Annotated in this window: 13 protein-coding genes; 6 read left to right on the forward strand and 7 right to left on the reverse strand. The window is 51.3% G+C overall.

Annotated features, from left to right (window positions below; translation table 11 throughout):
• The first annotated feature begins 99 nt into the window (after nucleotides 1-99).
• A complete protein-coding gene (gene pyrC, locus HCG48_RS18810) occupies nucleotides 100-1,128 on the forward strand; it encodes a dihydroorotase (protein ID WP_168570530.1) in 1,029 nt (342 codons plus the stop codon).
• A 428-nt stretch (nucleotides 1,129-1,556) separates the two neighbouring features.
• Here the strand turns inward: pyrC and HCG48_RS18815 are convergent, their stop codons facing one another.
• Nucleotides 1,557-5,066: a WD40 domain-containing protein gene (locus HCG48_RS18815; RefSeq protein WP_168570531.1), complete on the reverse strand. Its 3,510-nt coding sequence runs from the start codon at nucleotides 5,064-5,066 to the stop codon at nucleotides 1,557-1,559.
• A 535-nt stretch (nucleotides 5,067-5,601) separates the two neighbouring features.
• Entirely contained in the window at nucleotides 5,602-6,912 is a 1,311-nt protein-coding gene (locus HCG48_RS18820) for an AAA-like domain-containing protein (protein ID WP_168570532.1), read from the reverse strand.
• A gap of 387 nt (nucleotides 6,913-7,299) precedes the next feature.
• Here HCG48_RS18820 and HCG48_RS18825 point away from each other — a divergent pair, with 387 nt between their 5' ends.
• A complete protein-coding gene (locus HCG48_RS18825; RefSeq protein ID WP_168570533.1) occupies nucleotides 7,300-7,677 on the forward strand; it encodes a hypothetical protein in 378 nt (125 codons plus the stop codon).
• Between the two features lie 20 nt (nucleotides 7,678-7,697).
• Here the strand turns inward: HCG48_RS18825 and HCG48_RS18830 are convergent, their stop codons facing one another.
• From HCG48_RS18830 to HCG48_RS18850, 5 genes are all read right to left on the reverse strand, one after another.
• Entirely contained in the window at nucleotides 7,698-8,036 is a 339-nt protein-coding gene (locus HCG48_RS18830; RefSeq protein WP_168570534.1) for an antibiotic biosynthesis monooxygenase, read from the reverse strand.
• A gap of 143 nt (nucleotides 8,037-8,179) precedes the next feature.
• A complete protein-coding gene (locus tag HCG48_RS18835) occupies nucleotides 8,180-8,803 on the reverse strand; it encodes a J domain-containing protein (protein ID WP_168570535.1) in 624 nt (207 codons plus the stop codon).
• A gap of 290 nt (nucleotides 8,804-9,093) precedes the next feature.
• Nucleotides 9,094-9,690, reverse strand: a complete 597-nt coding sequence (locus tag HCG48_RS18840) for an ATP-dependent Clp protease proteolytic subunit (RefSeq protein ID WP_168570536.1) — start codon at nucleotides 9,688-9,690, stop codon at nucleotides 9,094-9,096.
• 60 nt (nucleotides 9,691-9,750) lie between these two features.
• The gene (locus HCG48_RS18845; RefSeq protein WP_168570537.1) at nucleotides 9,751-10,407 is read right to left on the reverse strand and encodes an ATP-dependent Clp protease proteolytic subunit; all 657 of its coding nucleotides are present in this window, start codon (nucleotides 10,405-10,407) and stop codon (nucleotides 9,751-9,753) included.
• Nucleotides 10,408-10,511: 104 nt separating this feature from the next.
• Nucleotides 10,512-12,581 carry a DUF3352 domain-containing protein gene (locus HCG48_RS18850; RefSeq protein WP_168570538.1) on the reverse strand — a complete coding sequence of 690 codons (2,070 nt, stop codon included), beginning with the start codon at nucleotides 12,579-12,581 and terminating at the stop codon, nucleotides 10,512-10,514.
• Nucleotides 12,582-12,641: 60 nt separating this feature from the next.
• On the opposite strand from HCG48_RS18850, the gene HCG48_RS18855 reads away from it, so the two are divergent.
• The 4 genes from HCG48_RS18855 (at nucleotide 12,642) to HCG48_RS18870 (ending at nucleotide 16,155) form a co-directional block, all read left to right on the forward strand.
• Nucleotides 12,642-13,001 carry a rhodanese-like domain-containing protein gene (locus HCG48_RS18855; protein ID WP_168570539.1) on the forward strand — a complete coding sequence of 120 codons (360 nt, stop codon included), beginning with the start codon at nucleotides 12,642-12,644 and terminating at the stop codon, nucleotides 12,999-13,001.
• A gap of 212 nt (nucleotides 13,002-13,213) precedes the next feature.
• On the forward strand, nucleotides 13,214-14,293 hold the full coding sequence (gene hrcA, locus HCG48_RS18860) for a heat-inducible transcriptional repressor HrcA (protein WP_210437083.1): 1,080 nt from the start codon (nucleotides 13,214-13,216) through the stop codon (nucleotides 14,291-14,293).
• 67 nt (nucleotides 14,294-14,360) lie between these two features.
• On the forward strand, nucleotides 14,361-14,588 hold the full coding sequence (locus tag HCG48_RS18865; protein WP_168570540.1) for a ssl0294 family protein: 228 nt from the start codon (nucleotides 14,361-14,363) through the stop codon (nucleotides 14,586-14,588).
• A 526-nt stretch (nucleotides 14,589-15,114) separates the two neighbouring features.
• Nucleotides 15,115-16,155 carry a diguanylate cyclase domain-containing protein gene (locus HCG48_RS18870; RefSeq protein WP_168570541.1) on the forward strand — a complete coding sequence of 347 codons (1,041 nt, stop codon included), beginning with the start codon at nucleotides 15,115-15,117 and terminating at the stop codon, nucleotides 16,153-16,155.
• The last annotated feature ends 122 nt before the right edge of the window (nucleotides 16,156-16,277 follow it).

Genomic DNA, 16,277 nt, shown 5'->3' on the forward strand with positions numbered 1-16,277 from the left:
ACAGTAACGATCGTCATATAATAGATGTAACTCGTTGAATTTCTATAGCGGTCTCTACTTTTCTCACATTTTTGGCTATCTACCTATTTTACGCTCATAATGCAACAGCTTACCCTGACCCGACCTGACGATTGGCATCTCCATCTCCGTGATGGCGCAGCCCTAAAAGTGGTTTTACCCCATACGGTGCGTCAGTTTGCCCGTGCCATAATTATGCCCAATTTGAAACCCCCAGTGCGATCGCTCGCTGATGCTGCAGCTTATCGCGATCGCATCCTGGCTGCAATTCCCGCAGGGAAACAGTTTGAGCCATTGATGACCCTGTACCTCACGGACAATACTAGCCCGGAAGAGACGATCGCCGCGAAAGCCTCCGGGTTTGTGAAAGCGGTCAAATACTACCCATCCGGGGCAACGACGAATTCAGAATTCGGGGTGACGGATATTCGCAAGTGCGATCGGGTTTTTGAGGCCATGCAACAGGTGGACTTGCCGTTATTGCTACATGGAGAGGTGACCGATAAGGATGTGGATATATTCGATCGCGAAAAAGTGTTTATCCAGCGATATTTAATTCCCCTCAAACAGCGATTTCCGAAACTGCGCGTCGTGTTGGAACACATTACCACTGCCGATGCGGTGGAATATGTCCTAAATGCCAACAATATCGGGGCAACCATCACCCCCCAACATTTATTATTTAACCGTAATCGCATATTCAAAGGCGGTATTAATCCCCACTTTTATTGCTTGCCGATTTTGAAACGGGAAACCCATCGTCAAGCCCTGGTAAAAGCCGCCACATCGGGCAATCCTAAGTTTTTTCTCGGCACCGATAGCGCCCCCCATACCCGCACCAGTAAAGAAAGTGCCTGTGGTTGTGCGGGTTGTTTTTCTGCCCTCCACGCGATAGAGTTGTACGCTGAAGCATTTGAGAGTGTTAATGCCCTGGATAAGTTGGAAGCATTCGCCAGTTTCTATGGGCCAGATTTTTATCAACTGCCCCGCAATACCGAACAGATTACCTTGAATAAAAGCACTTGGAAAATTCCCGATGAAGTGCCGTTTACGGAGTCTGGTTTAGTGCCTTTAAATGCAGGTCAGGAGATGACCTGGCAAATGGTTTGACATGGTACATTTTCCTGTAATATGGGTTTTAGCGCCACAGCATTTCTCAGTCAACTGAGGTACAGTAACAGCAATAAGTAAGAACCTCTTGATGTCATCCAAAGAAACCTGATTAAATGCCTCTTTAATAGCTCGATCTAAGTCGGGATAAGTTCTGGCTTCCAGGAATCCCAGGATCGCTTTCATCTTTGAAGAGCAATTTTCAATCGGAGATCGATCCGGAGAAAGACATCAATGATTTTCTGGCGGAAATCTAGAGAATAGGGTTTTAACGACGTTAGCCTCTCGCCAATTAAAAGTTGTATTCTAAGTGTACTTTGCCTGCAGGAGAAATACTATATACATCGAGAATTGGCCAATTTATCCCCCTCTTGCTACCAGAGTTTGTAAAAACATATAAAGCAAGTCAAGGGAGAAACTGGGGTGTCCTACAAGACCCGATCGCACACCCGGCTTTCTAGATGAAACTCTAAATAATCTTGCAAGCGATCGCAGGCATTTCCCAGGAGGCGATCGAGATCGCTTTGGTTCCGATCCATCGCCTCTTCCAACTGCAAGCGCACGTCTCCCAACGCCCACAGCTTCACCGTTCGGTCCCAACTTCCCGACGCCAGAGAATACCCATTGGGACTGAAGCGAACACTCCACACACGGTTCGTATGTTCGCTTAGCGTCGCCAGCAAATCGCCCTTGCGGGTCCAAATTTTAATCGTATTGTCATCACTTCCCGAGGCAATCAACTCCCCATCGGGACTGAAAGTGACATCGAGAATTTTATTCGTATGTCCCCTTAACGTGCGAACTAACGTTCCATCAAGCTGCCAGATTTTCACCGTATTGTCATCGCTGGCGGACGCCAAAAATTCGCCGTCCGGACTGAACGCCACCGCATTTACTTCGTTGGCGTGTCCTTCCAGAGTTTCGAGTAAGGTTCCGTCGCGACTCCACAACTTGACCGTTTTATCCTTACTCGCCGAGGCCAGCATTTGCCCGTCCGGAGAAAAAGTAACATCATATACCCAGTTTTGATGTCCGGTCAAATCGCCGATCGCCTCGCCATCGCGATTCCAAAGTTTGATCGTTCGATCGAAACTCGCCGAGGCAATCTGTTGGCTGTCGGGAGAAATCGCCACGGCGTTGACCTCATCCCCGTGCCCTTCCAGGGTGCGAATCGCCTTTCCTTGCAAATTCCACAGCTTGACCGTCTTATCTTTACTCGCCGAAGCCAGAAATTGACCGTCCGGAGAAAAGCTCACGTCATATACCCAATTCGTATGACCGGAAAAGGTCTGACGCACGGTACCGTCGAGATTCCAGAGCCTCACTTGATTGTCGCGACTGGCGGAGGCGATCGCGCCGCCATCCGGCGCAAAATCGATGCCGTTGACCATAGTCTCACCATTGTCAAACACTTCTACCAAGCGGATTTGCGGCTTCCACAACTTCACCGTGCGATCGCTGCTCCCCGTCGCTACGAGACCGTCTTTCGGCGAAAAACTCAACGCCAACACCGCATCGTCGTGTCCCTCCAAGGTTTTGAGTAAAGTGCCGTCGAGACTCCAAAACTTGACCGTTTTATCCGCACTCGCCGACCCCAAAGTGCGACTGTCTGGAGACCAAGCGAGCATCCAGATGACATTTTCATGATCCTTAAAACGCTCTTTGAGTAAAAATTTTTGCGTTTTGGGGTCGAACTGCCACAAGTGGATCGTACCGTTCGAGTCCGCACTGGCGAGTCGATCGCCATTCGGGGCAAAACTCACCCCCGTCACGTCAAATTTGTGTTCTGTGAGAATATCGATCGGGGTGATTTTCTCTTGTTCCTCGGGAATCGGGAAGGGCCAAACGCGCACGGTATTGTCTTCACTGGCACTGGCTAATAGCTTGCCATCCGGGGAAAAGCTGAGGCTGTAAATGCTCTGGGTATGTCCGCTCAACCGTCCTTTTAAGCTGCCATCGACGCCCCAAATGGCGATCGTTTTATCCTCACTTGCAGAGGCTACATAGCGTCCGTCCGGGGAAAAGGCGACCGCAAAAACGCTCTCTTGGTGAGCGTCGAGGCGATGTAAGAGCTCGCCGTCGTCACTCCAGAGGCGCACGGTTCCGTCCTTGCTCGCCGTCGCCAGGGTTTGTCCGTCGGGGGAAAATGCCAGTCCGTAGACGCGATCGTCATGGTCGAGAACCCCCTCTAACTCGCCGTTATCGCTCCAAATTCGGACTTTCGCCTCCGCCGCCGTCGCGAGGCGATCGCCGTCCGGAGAAAAGGCGACATTCCAGACCCACCCCTCCTGTTCGTCCAAACGATTGTATTCGTCAATTTCCGAGAGCAATTGTTCTAAATTGGCGATGGTTTGCTCGCGAATTTCGGCATCAACGCGCAATGCTTGTAATTTGCGAGCCGCACGCACGGCGTTGACTAAAGCTTTCAACTGTTGATTCGATTCTCGATTGAATTTGGAGGCGGAATTGAGTGCTTTAAGTTCGTCAATTTCGGCTTTTTTCGCTTGCGAAGCCGCGCCCCAAACAATCAAGGTCGAACCGAGTAAAATTCCCACTAAAATTAGGGCGCCAGTTTGAATCGTGCGCTTGGCTTTAATTTGAGCATCTTTTAAGGTTTTATTCGCAGTGGCTAAAATTTCTGAGGCGCGGCGTTGCACTTCTAACTCTTTTTGAACTTCTTGTTTTTCCTGTTCCTGACTGGCGGCGAGAAATTGATAGTCGAGATCGCTCAAACTTTTATCGTTGGCCCAGGTTAGTGCTTCTTGTAACGCTCGACCGCGCAACAGGCGGGAGGAGTCTTTACGGTCGGAAGTTAACCAGGCGTTTAATGCTTCTGAATAAGGACGTAAATGAGCTAAAGAACGTTCGATCCAATCCCGATTAAAAACTTCTCGATAAATACGATTGGCTACCCGTAAACCCCGATCGCCTTTGACAATTAAGCCAGACAGTCTTAAGAGATTTTCTTCGCGAGAACCCTCGGCGGGAAAGGGGCGATCGCCGGACAGTAAGACTTTTTGATAAAGTCCGAGTAAACGTCCGGTTTGACGGTCGTCGTAAAATAGACGATCGCGGATCGTTTTTAAATGTTCGGGTTGGTCTTGCGCTTCCCAATTGTCGAGGATTTTATTATAGACCAGGCAATCGAGATCGGGGTCGTTGCGATCGAGATCTTCGATGGATAACCGACAGAGTTTTTGGGTGAGAAAAGGTTGTCCCCCAGTCCAGTTTAAGATCTCCCTAAGAACCGTTTCGGGATGGTCGAAGCGATCGCGCAAACCGGGAATGAGAAGGGGTTCCGCTTCCTCGAATTGAATGCCCGTCAATTCAATCGGATGACCGATATTAAACGGAGTTTTACTTTTATCTCGAATCAGATCGGAAGGGGTAGCAACTCCGAGCAGACAAAAGCTTAACCGATTGTAGCGAGAATCGTGCGATCGCTGATTATAACACGCACGAATGAAGGCCAGAAAATCATCTTTAAAATTTAAACTAATTAAACTGTCGATTTCGTCAATAAAAATAACAATATTACCATCGATCGCATCGAGAATGACGCGATCGATAAATTCACTAAACCACTGAACTGGAGAGAGTTGCGCGCGATCGCCCAACCATTTTAATGGATTAAACGAACGCAAGCGATCGAAGTTTTGACTGAGGGTAACAATAGCGCTGCCATACCATTGTTGGATCGTCACTTCTTGAGTTCCGAGTAACGTAATATCGATCGCCCCACAACTAAATCCTTCTGCTTGCAAGCGTTGCATCGTGCGTACTTTTAAGCTCGATTTGCCCATTTGTCGGCAGTTGAGGACGTAACAAAACTCGCCGTTTTTCAAAGCGCGATAGAGTCGTTCGTCTGCTTGACGCACCACATAAGTTGGAGCATCTGAAGGGAGACTTCCACCTACTTGATAGTCAGAGTCCGGCATAAGATTTTAGATTTTAGATTTTAGATTGAGAAGTTGGTAAAAGTAAGTTTAGATTTTATACCATTTTTCAAAAATAATGAGAGATATCCAGGGTAGGGAGATGGCAGTGCCATATCCCTGCAAGCGATCCATCTCCATCGAGGTTTTAGAAAAATGGTATTATCTGAGTTTTTAAACTCAATTTTTAAACTCAATAAAGTAATTTTTGATGTTGTGAAATACAGAATGAGTTGGTAGATATTGCGCTTATCCTCCTTCGGAGATAAGTAGGCCAATGTAGGAATCAGAGATAAACTGGGGGCGATCGCGAGGAATAAGAGTAAGTTAAAGAATTTTTCCGGATCGGTTATTATTTTTAGAGTTTAAATAGAAATTAAACTAATTCCAGGTCAGTTTTGAAGGCGATCGCGGAGTTTAAGAGAGCGAGTCATGAGAGGTTACGGCTAAATTTGCCTAGACAACTTTCGGCACCCTTGAGAACAAAACCGGAAGCTTTAGACCGATGTTATTTTAAGATCGACAGCGCCAAGAAGAATTACCCACTTGACTCAAAACGATCGCGGAAATATTGAAGGTAAAGATCGCAGCGCGGTATATAGTTATTGCCGCGTAACTGTAGCAGTCCCACCCCATGTAATTGATAGCCTTCCGTTCGTTCCAAGTTAACGGGATTGTCACTGGCGATCGCCTTTTTGAAGGCATCGAGTAAATTGGGATGAGCTTGTAAATGCAGCCACAAACGCCGTAAGTGATGGTTGTAGATGCCTGCTTCTGTAGGGGCCGTGGCTAAAATTTCAGCTAAGGTCATTCCCGGCTGATTCTTGAGATTAGAAATCGCCTGTTGTACGAGAAAGGGATGACCGCCGACCATCGCCATCAACGCCGACACGTCCGACTCGCTCCATTGTAAACCGTAAGCGCGGGCCAAGCGCAATACTTGCTCGCGATTGAATTCCGGTAATTCAATGGGAACGCCGACATTAAAGGGGGAATCTTCTATTTTAAGAGAAATATAAACTTCAGTAGAATAGACAAAAATCAGGTGGAGTTTTTGCCAAATATTTCTAACTTTTGCTTGTTCGTGCCAGCCGCGTAATAAGCCGAGGAATTCTTGAGCGACTAAGGTATGAGGAAAGAGTAAATCGACTTCATCCAAACATAAAACCAGAGGAGGAGCGTCACCCGCGAGTAAGTAGTTTTCAAAATATTGGGTGCAATTCATTTTACTGGTGAGAATTTGGCTATTCCAGTAGTCATTTAAGCGAGCGGGAAGTTGCAGCATTTGGGCGACGCTGACACAAAACCACTGGAAAAAGCGGTCGAGATTGGTGAAGTCGCTTTGGGAGGCTAAGTTGAGATTCAAATAGGCAGTACGGTAGCCTTGACGGGCGGCAAAATCGAGGATTTTGGCGCTTAACAGGGTTTTGCCCGTACGTTTGGGGGCTTTAATGCGCAAGAGGGCGCCGGGTTGGGCGATCGCGTGATAACAGCGCTTTTCGATGTCGGGAAGATCGATAGAAAAGGGGCGATCGGCGGCGAATCCGGCATGAGAATTGGGGCTGTGCTGCGATCGCCACCGTCGTTCTAAAGCCGCTCTAAAGTTTTTTTTACTGACTTTTTCTTCGAGAGCATCTGAGAGTCTGTCCCACAGTTTTTGACCGACAACTCGATGCAAATAATTGGCAGAATAGTCCGTATTTTCGGCCATTTCTTGATAGGTTTGATTTTGCCAAGCTCCTCGAAAAATGGCAATTTCCACATCAGTTAAATGTTTGTCCGTTTTGGTAAAAACGGCTTCGTCCGCCACTTGAAGCGCTTGTTCTAAATCGATTGCTTGCTCTTGCATGAAGCTGCTGGAGAATTAATTTAAAAATTGATATACGGGGTCTTGTGAAACAGTCATGAGTATTATAGCGGGTTGGATTTGCCTCAATAGGGGGTGCGGGCGATCGCCCCAACCGATCGCGCGGCGCCCCCCTGCCATCCTCGCCCCAGGCGCAAGCGGTGCGTCGCGTACTAGCACCGGGTCGAGTCATAAAAAGTCATAACGCCGCAAACCCTTCTTTTAAGGTAATTTGAGCCTTTCTGGCGAAAAAAAATCTTTTTTCCGGACGGCCTCCCCAGGAAAAAGTAATAAAACATCATAGGTCACTCAAGCGATCGAACCACTGGGGCAATTGGCCGCCCGATGCAACTGTTTCCGTGATTTCCTACACACCATCTGGAGGGTGCTATGTATTTCCTAATCCTTAACGATCTCGACCCCGAACTCCAAGACCTCTTTCCCGAAGGCGTGCCGACCTTTAGCGCGACTCCCGATGAATTTGTCGAAATTTACGACGAATCCGGCTTGGAGTTGGTAGACATTCAGCCCGCCTTCCGGGTCAATTTAGGAGGCTTGAGCGCCGATCGCGAATTGAAACTGCTAGCCGCCTATACCAGCGAAATGAACGACCCCCATTTTATTCGCGGTTGCTTCAAACTGCTCGATAAAGGTTGGGTAACCATTCCCGAAGATCGGGTCGCCTCGGTAGTTTGGCGTTATGGCGACTACGTATTCAGTGCCGTGAGGGACGGATCGTCCGCGATCGCCGATCCGGTAGAATGCTAGGCGATCGCCCTGAATTGAACTTAAACCCCTACAGATTTAGCAGGGGAATCGATCTCGCTGCACACCTCGTAAAAATTCGTCGTCGGCGGGTACAAAAACAAATCGGACATTTCCTGAAGAATCGCATCGTGAACTTGGTTGCGATTGGCCTCCATATCGGCAATATTGTCCCAAAACACGACGGCGATCCCCTTGTCAGTTCCCGGTTCTTGCAATAAATACGCCCCTTGGAAGCCGTCGCGATAGGTAGACACGGCTTTCTCGTACAAGTGTCGGGCTTCGGCAAATTTTCCCGGTTTGAATTCGCCGATCGCCACGTAAGCGCATTTATGTTGTAGGAAGTCGAGAAACTCGCTCATTTTAACTCCTCCATTGGGGCTTCCAGTCCCCTCAATTGTCGATCGAACAGTGGAATTTTCCGGCAACACTCATCGCTGCCGATCGTATTTTCTCACAGGTGACTGGTTTCGGATGCCCTGGATCCGAGCAAGGTGGGGAAATTTCACAATACCCGTTCGAGGCGGCGAAAATCGCGCTCGACTTCGACCCACAAGGAACGATTGTGGGGGTCAGTTTTTAAAGCTTTTTTAAGATAAATCCGGGCTTTGTCCAACTGTCCGCACTCGATCGAATAGCGTCCGTAGCGTTGGTAGACGATCGCCTGCCACTGACGCACCTCCGCATCTCTGGGAATCCGGTGTGCCAGGGCTTCCACCAAGGCGATCGCCCGAGGAAAGCGCTTGTATTTGAGCAACTGCTGCAACTGCAAATAGCCTTTGCGTTTGAGTAACTGTTCCAGTTCCGTCAGGTGAGGACTGTAGCGAAATGACGGTTCTTTGCGAACGACCCGAGGCGGCGGCGGCGGCGGTGGCGGCGACGAACGGCGGGGAGTGGCGGAAGCCGTCGGCGACCCGGCGGGATTGGCGCTTACCGGGGTCGATTCGAGGGCTTGGAGCAGAATTTGATATGCCTGGTTGATTTCGATAAACTTTTCATGGCAACCGCGATCGCCGCGATTGACATCTGGATGATAGCGTCTGGCCAATTTGCGGTACGAGCTTTTCAGATCCGCCAACGTGGCTCCCGCGCTCAATCCCAACAGTTGATAGCATTCTCGAATGTTCATTCGCTCGATCGCTGCCGCATGTCCTTACCAAAATTCTGCCATTTCTCGTCCATTCCGGATCCAACCTCAACACTGGAGGGAGTTTGGAATTTAGATTTTAAGATTTTAGATTTTTAGATTTTTAGATTTTAGATGTTAGATTTTAGAGTTTAGCAGTAGTAGAGCTGGCAATGCCCACCCTGCTGAAACGACTGAAAAGAGGAATCGGAAGAAAACGATCGCCCCACCACGGCGGTTGAGATCGGCTTTCTTCCAATTTCCATCGGGTCGAACCCAATTCGGGGCATCGCCTACGACGTCCGATCCTCGATCACGCGATCGACCAAACCGTATTCCTTCGCCTCGTAAGCCGACATGAAAAAGTCTCGATCCATGTCTTTCTCGATCTTTTCGAGAGATTGACCCGTCCGCCGTGCGTAAATCTCATTGAGTTGGTGGCGAATGCGGATAATTTCGCGCGCCTCAATTTCGATATCGCTCGCCTGTCCTCGGGTCCCCCCAGAGGGTTGGTGAATCATGATCCGGGAGTGAGGCAGGGCCAAACGCTTGCCTGGAGTGCCCGCCGCCAACAGGAACGAACCCATCGACGCCGCCAGACCGACACAAATCGTCACCACATCGGACTTAATATGCTGCATGGTATCGTAAATCGCCATGCCTGCGGTGACCATACCTCCGGGAGAGTTGATATAGAGAATAATATCTTTGCCCGAATCCTCGGAGTCCAAATAGAGCATGACGGCGATGACTTGGTTCGCCAGTTCGTCGTCAATGTCTTTGCCGATAAAAATAATGCGCTCTCGGTAGAGGCGATTGTAGATATCAATCCACTGAGTATAAGTTTCCCCCGGCATTCGGTAGGGAACTTTTGGCACACCAATGGGCATAATTAGAAAACTCCCTTAGTCGCTTGAGTAAATTCGCAGATGGTTAGATTTCCGGGGCACTTAGCCGACAGAGGCAGGCATCGGATGGGCGAGATCCTTCGTTTCCAAGACGCGATCGATCAAACCGTATTCCACCGCCGCTTCCGGGGACATGTAAAACATCCGATCCATATCTTTAGCGATTTTCTCGCGAGTTTGCCCGGTATTTTCCGACAAAATATCGAGCATCGTATTTTTATTGGCGAGAACTTCTTTGGCTCGAATTTGAATATCCGAAGCTTGACCGCGCGTGTAGCTCTTGGGTTGGTGTAAAACGATCGTCGCGTGGGGCAAACTGGCCCGACAGCCTTTCGTTCCTGCAGAGAGCAACATCGCCGCCATTCCCATCGCCGCACCGATGCAGATCGTGTGAACGGGGGGTTTGATATAGCGGATCGTATCGCAAATGGCGAACGCTTCCGTTTCAAAGCCGATCGGTTCGCCGCTATAGCTAGAGGTGCCCGTGGAGTTGATGTAGATATTGATCGGTTTGTCCGGGTCTTCGTACTGCAAGTAGAGGAGTTCGGCGACGATCAACTCAGTGACTGCCGGAACCAAGGGCATTCCCAGATAAACAATGCGTTCTTTGAGTAGGAGGGAGGGTAAATCTGGGGGAGGGGTTCGGTAAGATGCCTCTCCGTAATAAGGAGATTGAACGGCCTCAAAGGGTGATTTCATAGCCTAGGTTTTGCGTGAAATTAGGGCTTCCATCCTTTTCATCTTGACATACTCCCCCGCCGAAAGGGGGGGAGGGGATCGCCGGGACGATCGCGGGTGTCCCCTCAAGCGCCCAAACGCACGAAGAAATCGGCGCGGGGGGGAGTTTCCGGCGCGGTGGCGCCTGGGGTGTCGGGGCGGGCGGGAGCGCTCGACGCCAACGATCGCAGGTGGTCGAACAGGGGACGGATAGCCAGTTCTACCAATTGGAGGGCGGGGGTTTGGCGTTCGAGGAAGGCTTGACTGGCGAGCCAGTCGAGATAGAAATAACCGTAATTGGGACTTGCCAATTGAGCGATCGCCCGCGAGAAGCGCCTGTCGGCGAGTAAAGAGCCATTCTGGGGAGCTTTCAGGGCCGTATCGACGGCGGCGATCGAACCGGCGAAAATTTCGTAATTGCCGACGGTGGCGCGGGCGCCTTCGACCCGGGCTTCCAAGCGGACGGTTTCTCCGGCGCGGGTCACCAGTTTGGTCCAGGCGACGATCGCCCGTTCGCCCACATCCAACGGTCCGACGCCGAAACCGCGATCGCGGGCGATCTGGTCGAGACGGTCGAGGGCGTCCCGTACCGCTTCCTCGTCGGTACGTTCGGCGACAAAAATCCAATCCAACTCGCCGCCCTTGGCATTTTCCCGTAACGAAGGAACCAGAGCCAAGGCGTACTCGCCATCGACCCAGTTAAAAATGGTCTGGGACAAATCGATCCCCAATTGCGATCGCGCCGCCGCCAGGGGGCGATCGAGCAGTTGGGCGATCCAGTCGTTCGCCCCAATTTGGGCGTCAACCACCGCCCACAGTCGGGACAGGTCGCGACCGGACAGGGCCACCGCCGCATTCGACGGTACGTAATTCAACGCGGCGACTGGAGTCGAGAGCGGGGGCAAGCTCGCGAGGGGATTGCCCGCACTGCGGAGATTCCAGAACGTTTGGGCGCGCAATCCGGCCCGGTTGAAGTCGAGAACGACGGTCAAACTCGGCGGGATGCTAGTTTCGAGGGGAGAGCGATCGCGCGCCGCGAGGCTGCCTTCGGGAAAATTGCCGATCCAGGCCGCAAATTCTTCTAAATTGACGAAACTGACCCCGATCGCCCCGGAGGTGACCCGATCGAGCGCATCGCGGTAAGCTGGGCTGCGGCTGAGGCTGAGATCGGGGGCCTGCACGTTATTGACCGCATCGCGCAAGACCTTGGGATGGTTGGCAAACAAGACGAAGCGATCGCCGATCGCCGCACTCGCCCACGGTCCGGACAAGGCCGAGCGATCGGTTTTTGCGGTTAAATCGCGCGGGTAAATCAGTTTTACCCCTTTATACTGCTCGAACGCCACATCGACCCCAGACACGGCGCGATTGGCCCAGAAGCGTTCTAAAAAACTGCGGCTTTGTTCGGGGTCGCGGGTGCGGACGGCGACTAAATAGCCCGGGATCCGTCCGTTTTGGCGATCGCGATCGATATCGAGACTGGTCACGGCGACGGCGATTTCGTCTCCCAACCACGGCTGGATATCCCGTTCGTAGTCGAGATCCGTATCCGCGAGCAAACCCGCTTTAATCGCGTCGAGTTCGGCGGCAATTTCGCGACGGTCTTGCGGACGCACCCAAAGCTGTCCGAGTCCCGCCAGGCGATCGGGATTGACCGAGAACGAGGTCATCACCGGGGCTTGTTTGGGGACCAACATCGCGGCGGTGGGATTGAGGGCGCGATCTCCTCCGAGCAAGGCGAGCGGTCCGGTAGTGACGATCGCGTAAGCTCCGGCAGCGCCGAGGGCGAACAGCACCAGCACGACCGTGACGAGGAGGGAAAAAAATGTGCGTTGCTTCATAATGGCGCGGGACTGGGGTCTGGAAAGGGCGCGAGAGCAGCCCGTCCGCTTCGGCGAGGACGTTCGCGCGCGCAAAGCGATCGTCGCGAACGGCAACACGGAAACGGGTTCGCCTACAATGAAGGCGAAAACTATCTTTTCCAGGATACTGGTTTGAGTCTCGATTCTTGCAGTTTTTTGTCCTCCCGCCGGGGGGTTCGCCCTCGCCCTCGCCGAGGTCGCGACGGCCAAAGTTTGCCGCGATCGCGGACCCCTGCCGACCGACGATCTCCCGACTGGAGAGAGTCCGGGAGTGGCCAACTCGAACCCAAACACGGCACAATTGCCGTTAAGTTCTAAGATAAAAATTTTATTAACAGCGTTCTTGCGAATCCGATGTCTACAGCTTCTTGGAATCAACCCCTTCCTCAAATCAGCGTCGAAGAATTGGCCCGACGCCTCGCCGAAGCCCCCGACGGCTTGCAGTTGATCGACGTGCGCGAACCGCAAGAAGTAGCGATCGCCGCGATCGACGGCTTCGAGGTGTTGCCTTTGAGTCAGTTCGAGCGATGGTCTGCAGACATTCGTCAACGCTTCGATCCCGATGCCGAAACCCTCGTTTTATGCCATCACGGGATTCGATCGGCGCAAATGTCGCAATGGTTGATCGCCCAAGGCTTTAGCCAAGTTAAAAATATCAGTGGCGGGATCGATGCCTATTCCAATCGCGTCGATCCCTCGGTGCCCCGGTATTGAGGGCGATCGTCGCCGCGCCAATTTTCACCCCTGGAATGCTGCGATCGGTGATTTATACGGCAACAATGAAGCCCTTAAAAATGAAATAATTTTGGCAATCCGCTCGCGCGATCGCCCTTGTGCCAATCAGTCGCGATCGTCACCCCGTTATTTTCTTCTGTCGCCAGTCTACCCGTGCCATTTTTAAATCGATTAAATCCTTTCGTCTTCCGATGTCTGTGCAATTGAACTTAAACAAGCGGCAACAATATGTCTTGTGGGCGACGGTGCGATACTACATCGCCACTGCCGAACCCGTCGGTTCCAAAACATTGGTCGATGAATACAATCTCAAGGTCAGTCCCGCGACCATTCGCAACGCGATGGGCAATTTAGAAAAAGCCGGGTTGCTCTATCAACCCCATACCTCTGCGGGACGAGTGCCTTCCGATTCCGGTTATCGCATCTACGTCGATCGCATGATTACCCCGTCGGAAACCCTTTCCCGAGAAATGGAACTGGCCCTGCGCGATCGCCTCAATTGGAATAACTGGACGTTAGAAGCGCTCATGCGCGGCGCCGCTCAAATCCTGGCCACCTTGAGCGGTTACATTGCCTTAATCACCTGGCCCCAGACCAGTACGGCGCGTTTGATGCACCTGCAACTGGTTCAAATCGAGCCGAATAAAATGGTCATGGTCGTCGTCACCGACAGCTATCACACCCAATCGGTGATGGTAGACGTACCGCCGCCCCCCGAAAATGAGGACGCCGACCCGGACCTGCTCGAAAGCGAATTACAAATCCTCTCTAATTTTCTCAACAGCCAATTGCGCGGTCAATCCCTCACCGCCCTGTCCGAACTCGACTGGAGCGACCTCGGACGAGAATTCGAGCATTACGCCGAATCGATCGGCCAATGGCTCGCCGAATTGGCTCGCAAAGCCCACACCCCCGCCACGACCGGAATTTTTATTAGTGGCTTGGCGGAAGTGCTGCGTCAACCCGAGTTTTCCGAACTCAATCAAGTACAAACCCTGGTGCAGTTACTCGAAGAAGAGCAAGAGCAGTTATGGCCGCTCATTTTCGAGTCTCCTGCTCTCGAAGGCAGTGGCAGGCGGGTTAACGTTCGCATCGGCGCCGAGAATTTGCTCGAACCGATCCGGACTTGTACGTTGGTTTCTTCGACGTACCATCGCGGTTCGACGCCAATCGGCAGTGTCGGGGTTTTGGGACCGACGCGCATGATGTATGAAAACGCGATCGCCAGTGTGGAGGCGGCGGCGGATTATCTTTCTGCGGCCCTGAGTTAATCGATTCCGATGGAGACGCTAGGCGATCGCCCCTGTTTCACCGGTACTCAATTCAGGAGAATTTTCTATGTTTTTAGACGAACTGACCCCCGTAATCAAAGAATTGAGCGCACATCCGATCGCCTTTTTAGGTGGATTTTGTTCCGGCGCCTTGCGTTTGAATCTCTGGGACGACCCAGTAAAATCCTGGCTCCAACAACAAGGGGCATCGAGTGAGACGACGGCGCCGCCGTCGGAGAACAATAACGGCAGTTTCGGCAGCAGTAGCGGCCCGCAATCGATTTCGATTGACTGACCCGTTCGCGATCCCTAGAGGAAATCAAGTTCATCCGGTTTGGGGGGACTCGCGATCGAGTTGCCCCTTTTTTATAGAACTCGATCGCTTTTTAGATTGTTTTATATTGTTTTATATTTTTTTAAAACTCGCGATCGGTTTTGCCCCAAAAACTCGCACTTCTGCTCACTCAGCCATTTGGCGGATGAATGACGATCGCCTCTGAGGTCATAATAGAACAGAAGCCAGCAAAGATTGGAACGCTGCGCTCTTTACTCCAAACCTGTAGACCGACTTTCCGAGGGCGAGGCGATCGCCGCTTGAAGCGGGTAAAGCGACTCCCTCAAATCTGCATCACTGCTCCGGTCAGATCGCCCCCGATCCTGCCCTTCCGTACCCGATCTGGCTGTGATTTCGTAGATCGGCGATCGATCGCCCTTATAGCGACAGGCTGAGATTTGGCACTTGAGAATCTTTTCAAATTTTCAGGACAGGGGAATGACGTTAAATTCGGGGTTGCCATCTTTTGAATTTACCAAGTGGGTCGATGAATAGGCAGTTCTACGAGGTCACAAAAGGCAACATTTTAGTTGTCGATGACCGTCAAGAGAACTTACATTGCTTGGCGATGATGCTCGCCAATGACGGTTATGAAGTTCGTAAAGTCCGCACGGGTAAAATGGCCTTAGTGGCAGCTCAAGCCAAATTACCGGATTTAATTTTACTCGATATTATCATGCCGGAAATGGACGGCTATCAAGTTTGTCGTCAACTCAAGAGTAATCCACAAACTGAAGATATTCCCATCATTTTTTTAAGTGCTTTAGACCGTCCCGAAGATAAAATTTTAGGGTTCGAGGCAGGAGGAGCGGATTACATTACCAAACCGTTTCAGATTTTGGAAGTGTTGGCGCGGGTTAAAAATCAATTAACTTTAAAGAAGTTACAACAGCAATTAATCGAGCAGAACGAGAAACTACAACGAGAGATTGGCGATCGCGTGCGTGCGGAAATCGCTTTAAAAAAAGCCAACCAGGAACTGCAACGGCTCGCCATCCTCGACGGGTTGACCCAACTCGCCAACCGACAGCGATTTGAAGAGTATTTGCAAGAGCAATGGGAGCAACTGGGGATCCGTCAAGGGCCGCTCTCGGTGATTCTGGTCGATGTCGATGATTTTAAGGCGTATAACGACGCCTACGGTCATTTAGCCGGGGATGAGTGTCTGCGGAAAATTGCCGGAGCGATCGCGATCGCCTCGAACCGTCGTGCGGATTTGGTCGCCCGTTATGGCGGCGAAGAATTTGCGGCGATCTTGCCCCAGACTCCTTTGAGTGGCGCCCTACAAGTGGCCGACGCCATTTTGAGGGACATCGAACAATTGAATCTGACCCACGAGCAAAGCTCGGTCAGCACGCGGGTGACCGTCAGTCTCGGCGTTGCCACTGGGATCCCCCGTTCCGAAGTGGATCCTCACGTCCTGGTCAGCGAAGCCGATGCAGCTTTATACGAAGCCAAACGCACCGGACGCAATCGTTATTGTATCGGTCGTTACAGTTACGGTAAAAATGACGAGAAAAGTGCTTGAGCGCTGGGGGCGATCGCCGTACCCTTGCTATCCACCGTGCGAAAATCTACAAGATTGTATGATTTGTAGTCTAGATCGCGGTTCAATAGCGGACAAACGAGTTATGATCGAAAATCAAGTGT

Source organism: Oxynema aestuarii AP17, assembly GCF_012295525.1.
Taxonomy (GTDB): domain Bacteria; phylum Cyanobacteriota; class Cyanobacteriia; order Cyanobacteriales; family Laspinemataceae; genus Oxynema; species Oxynema aestuarii.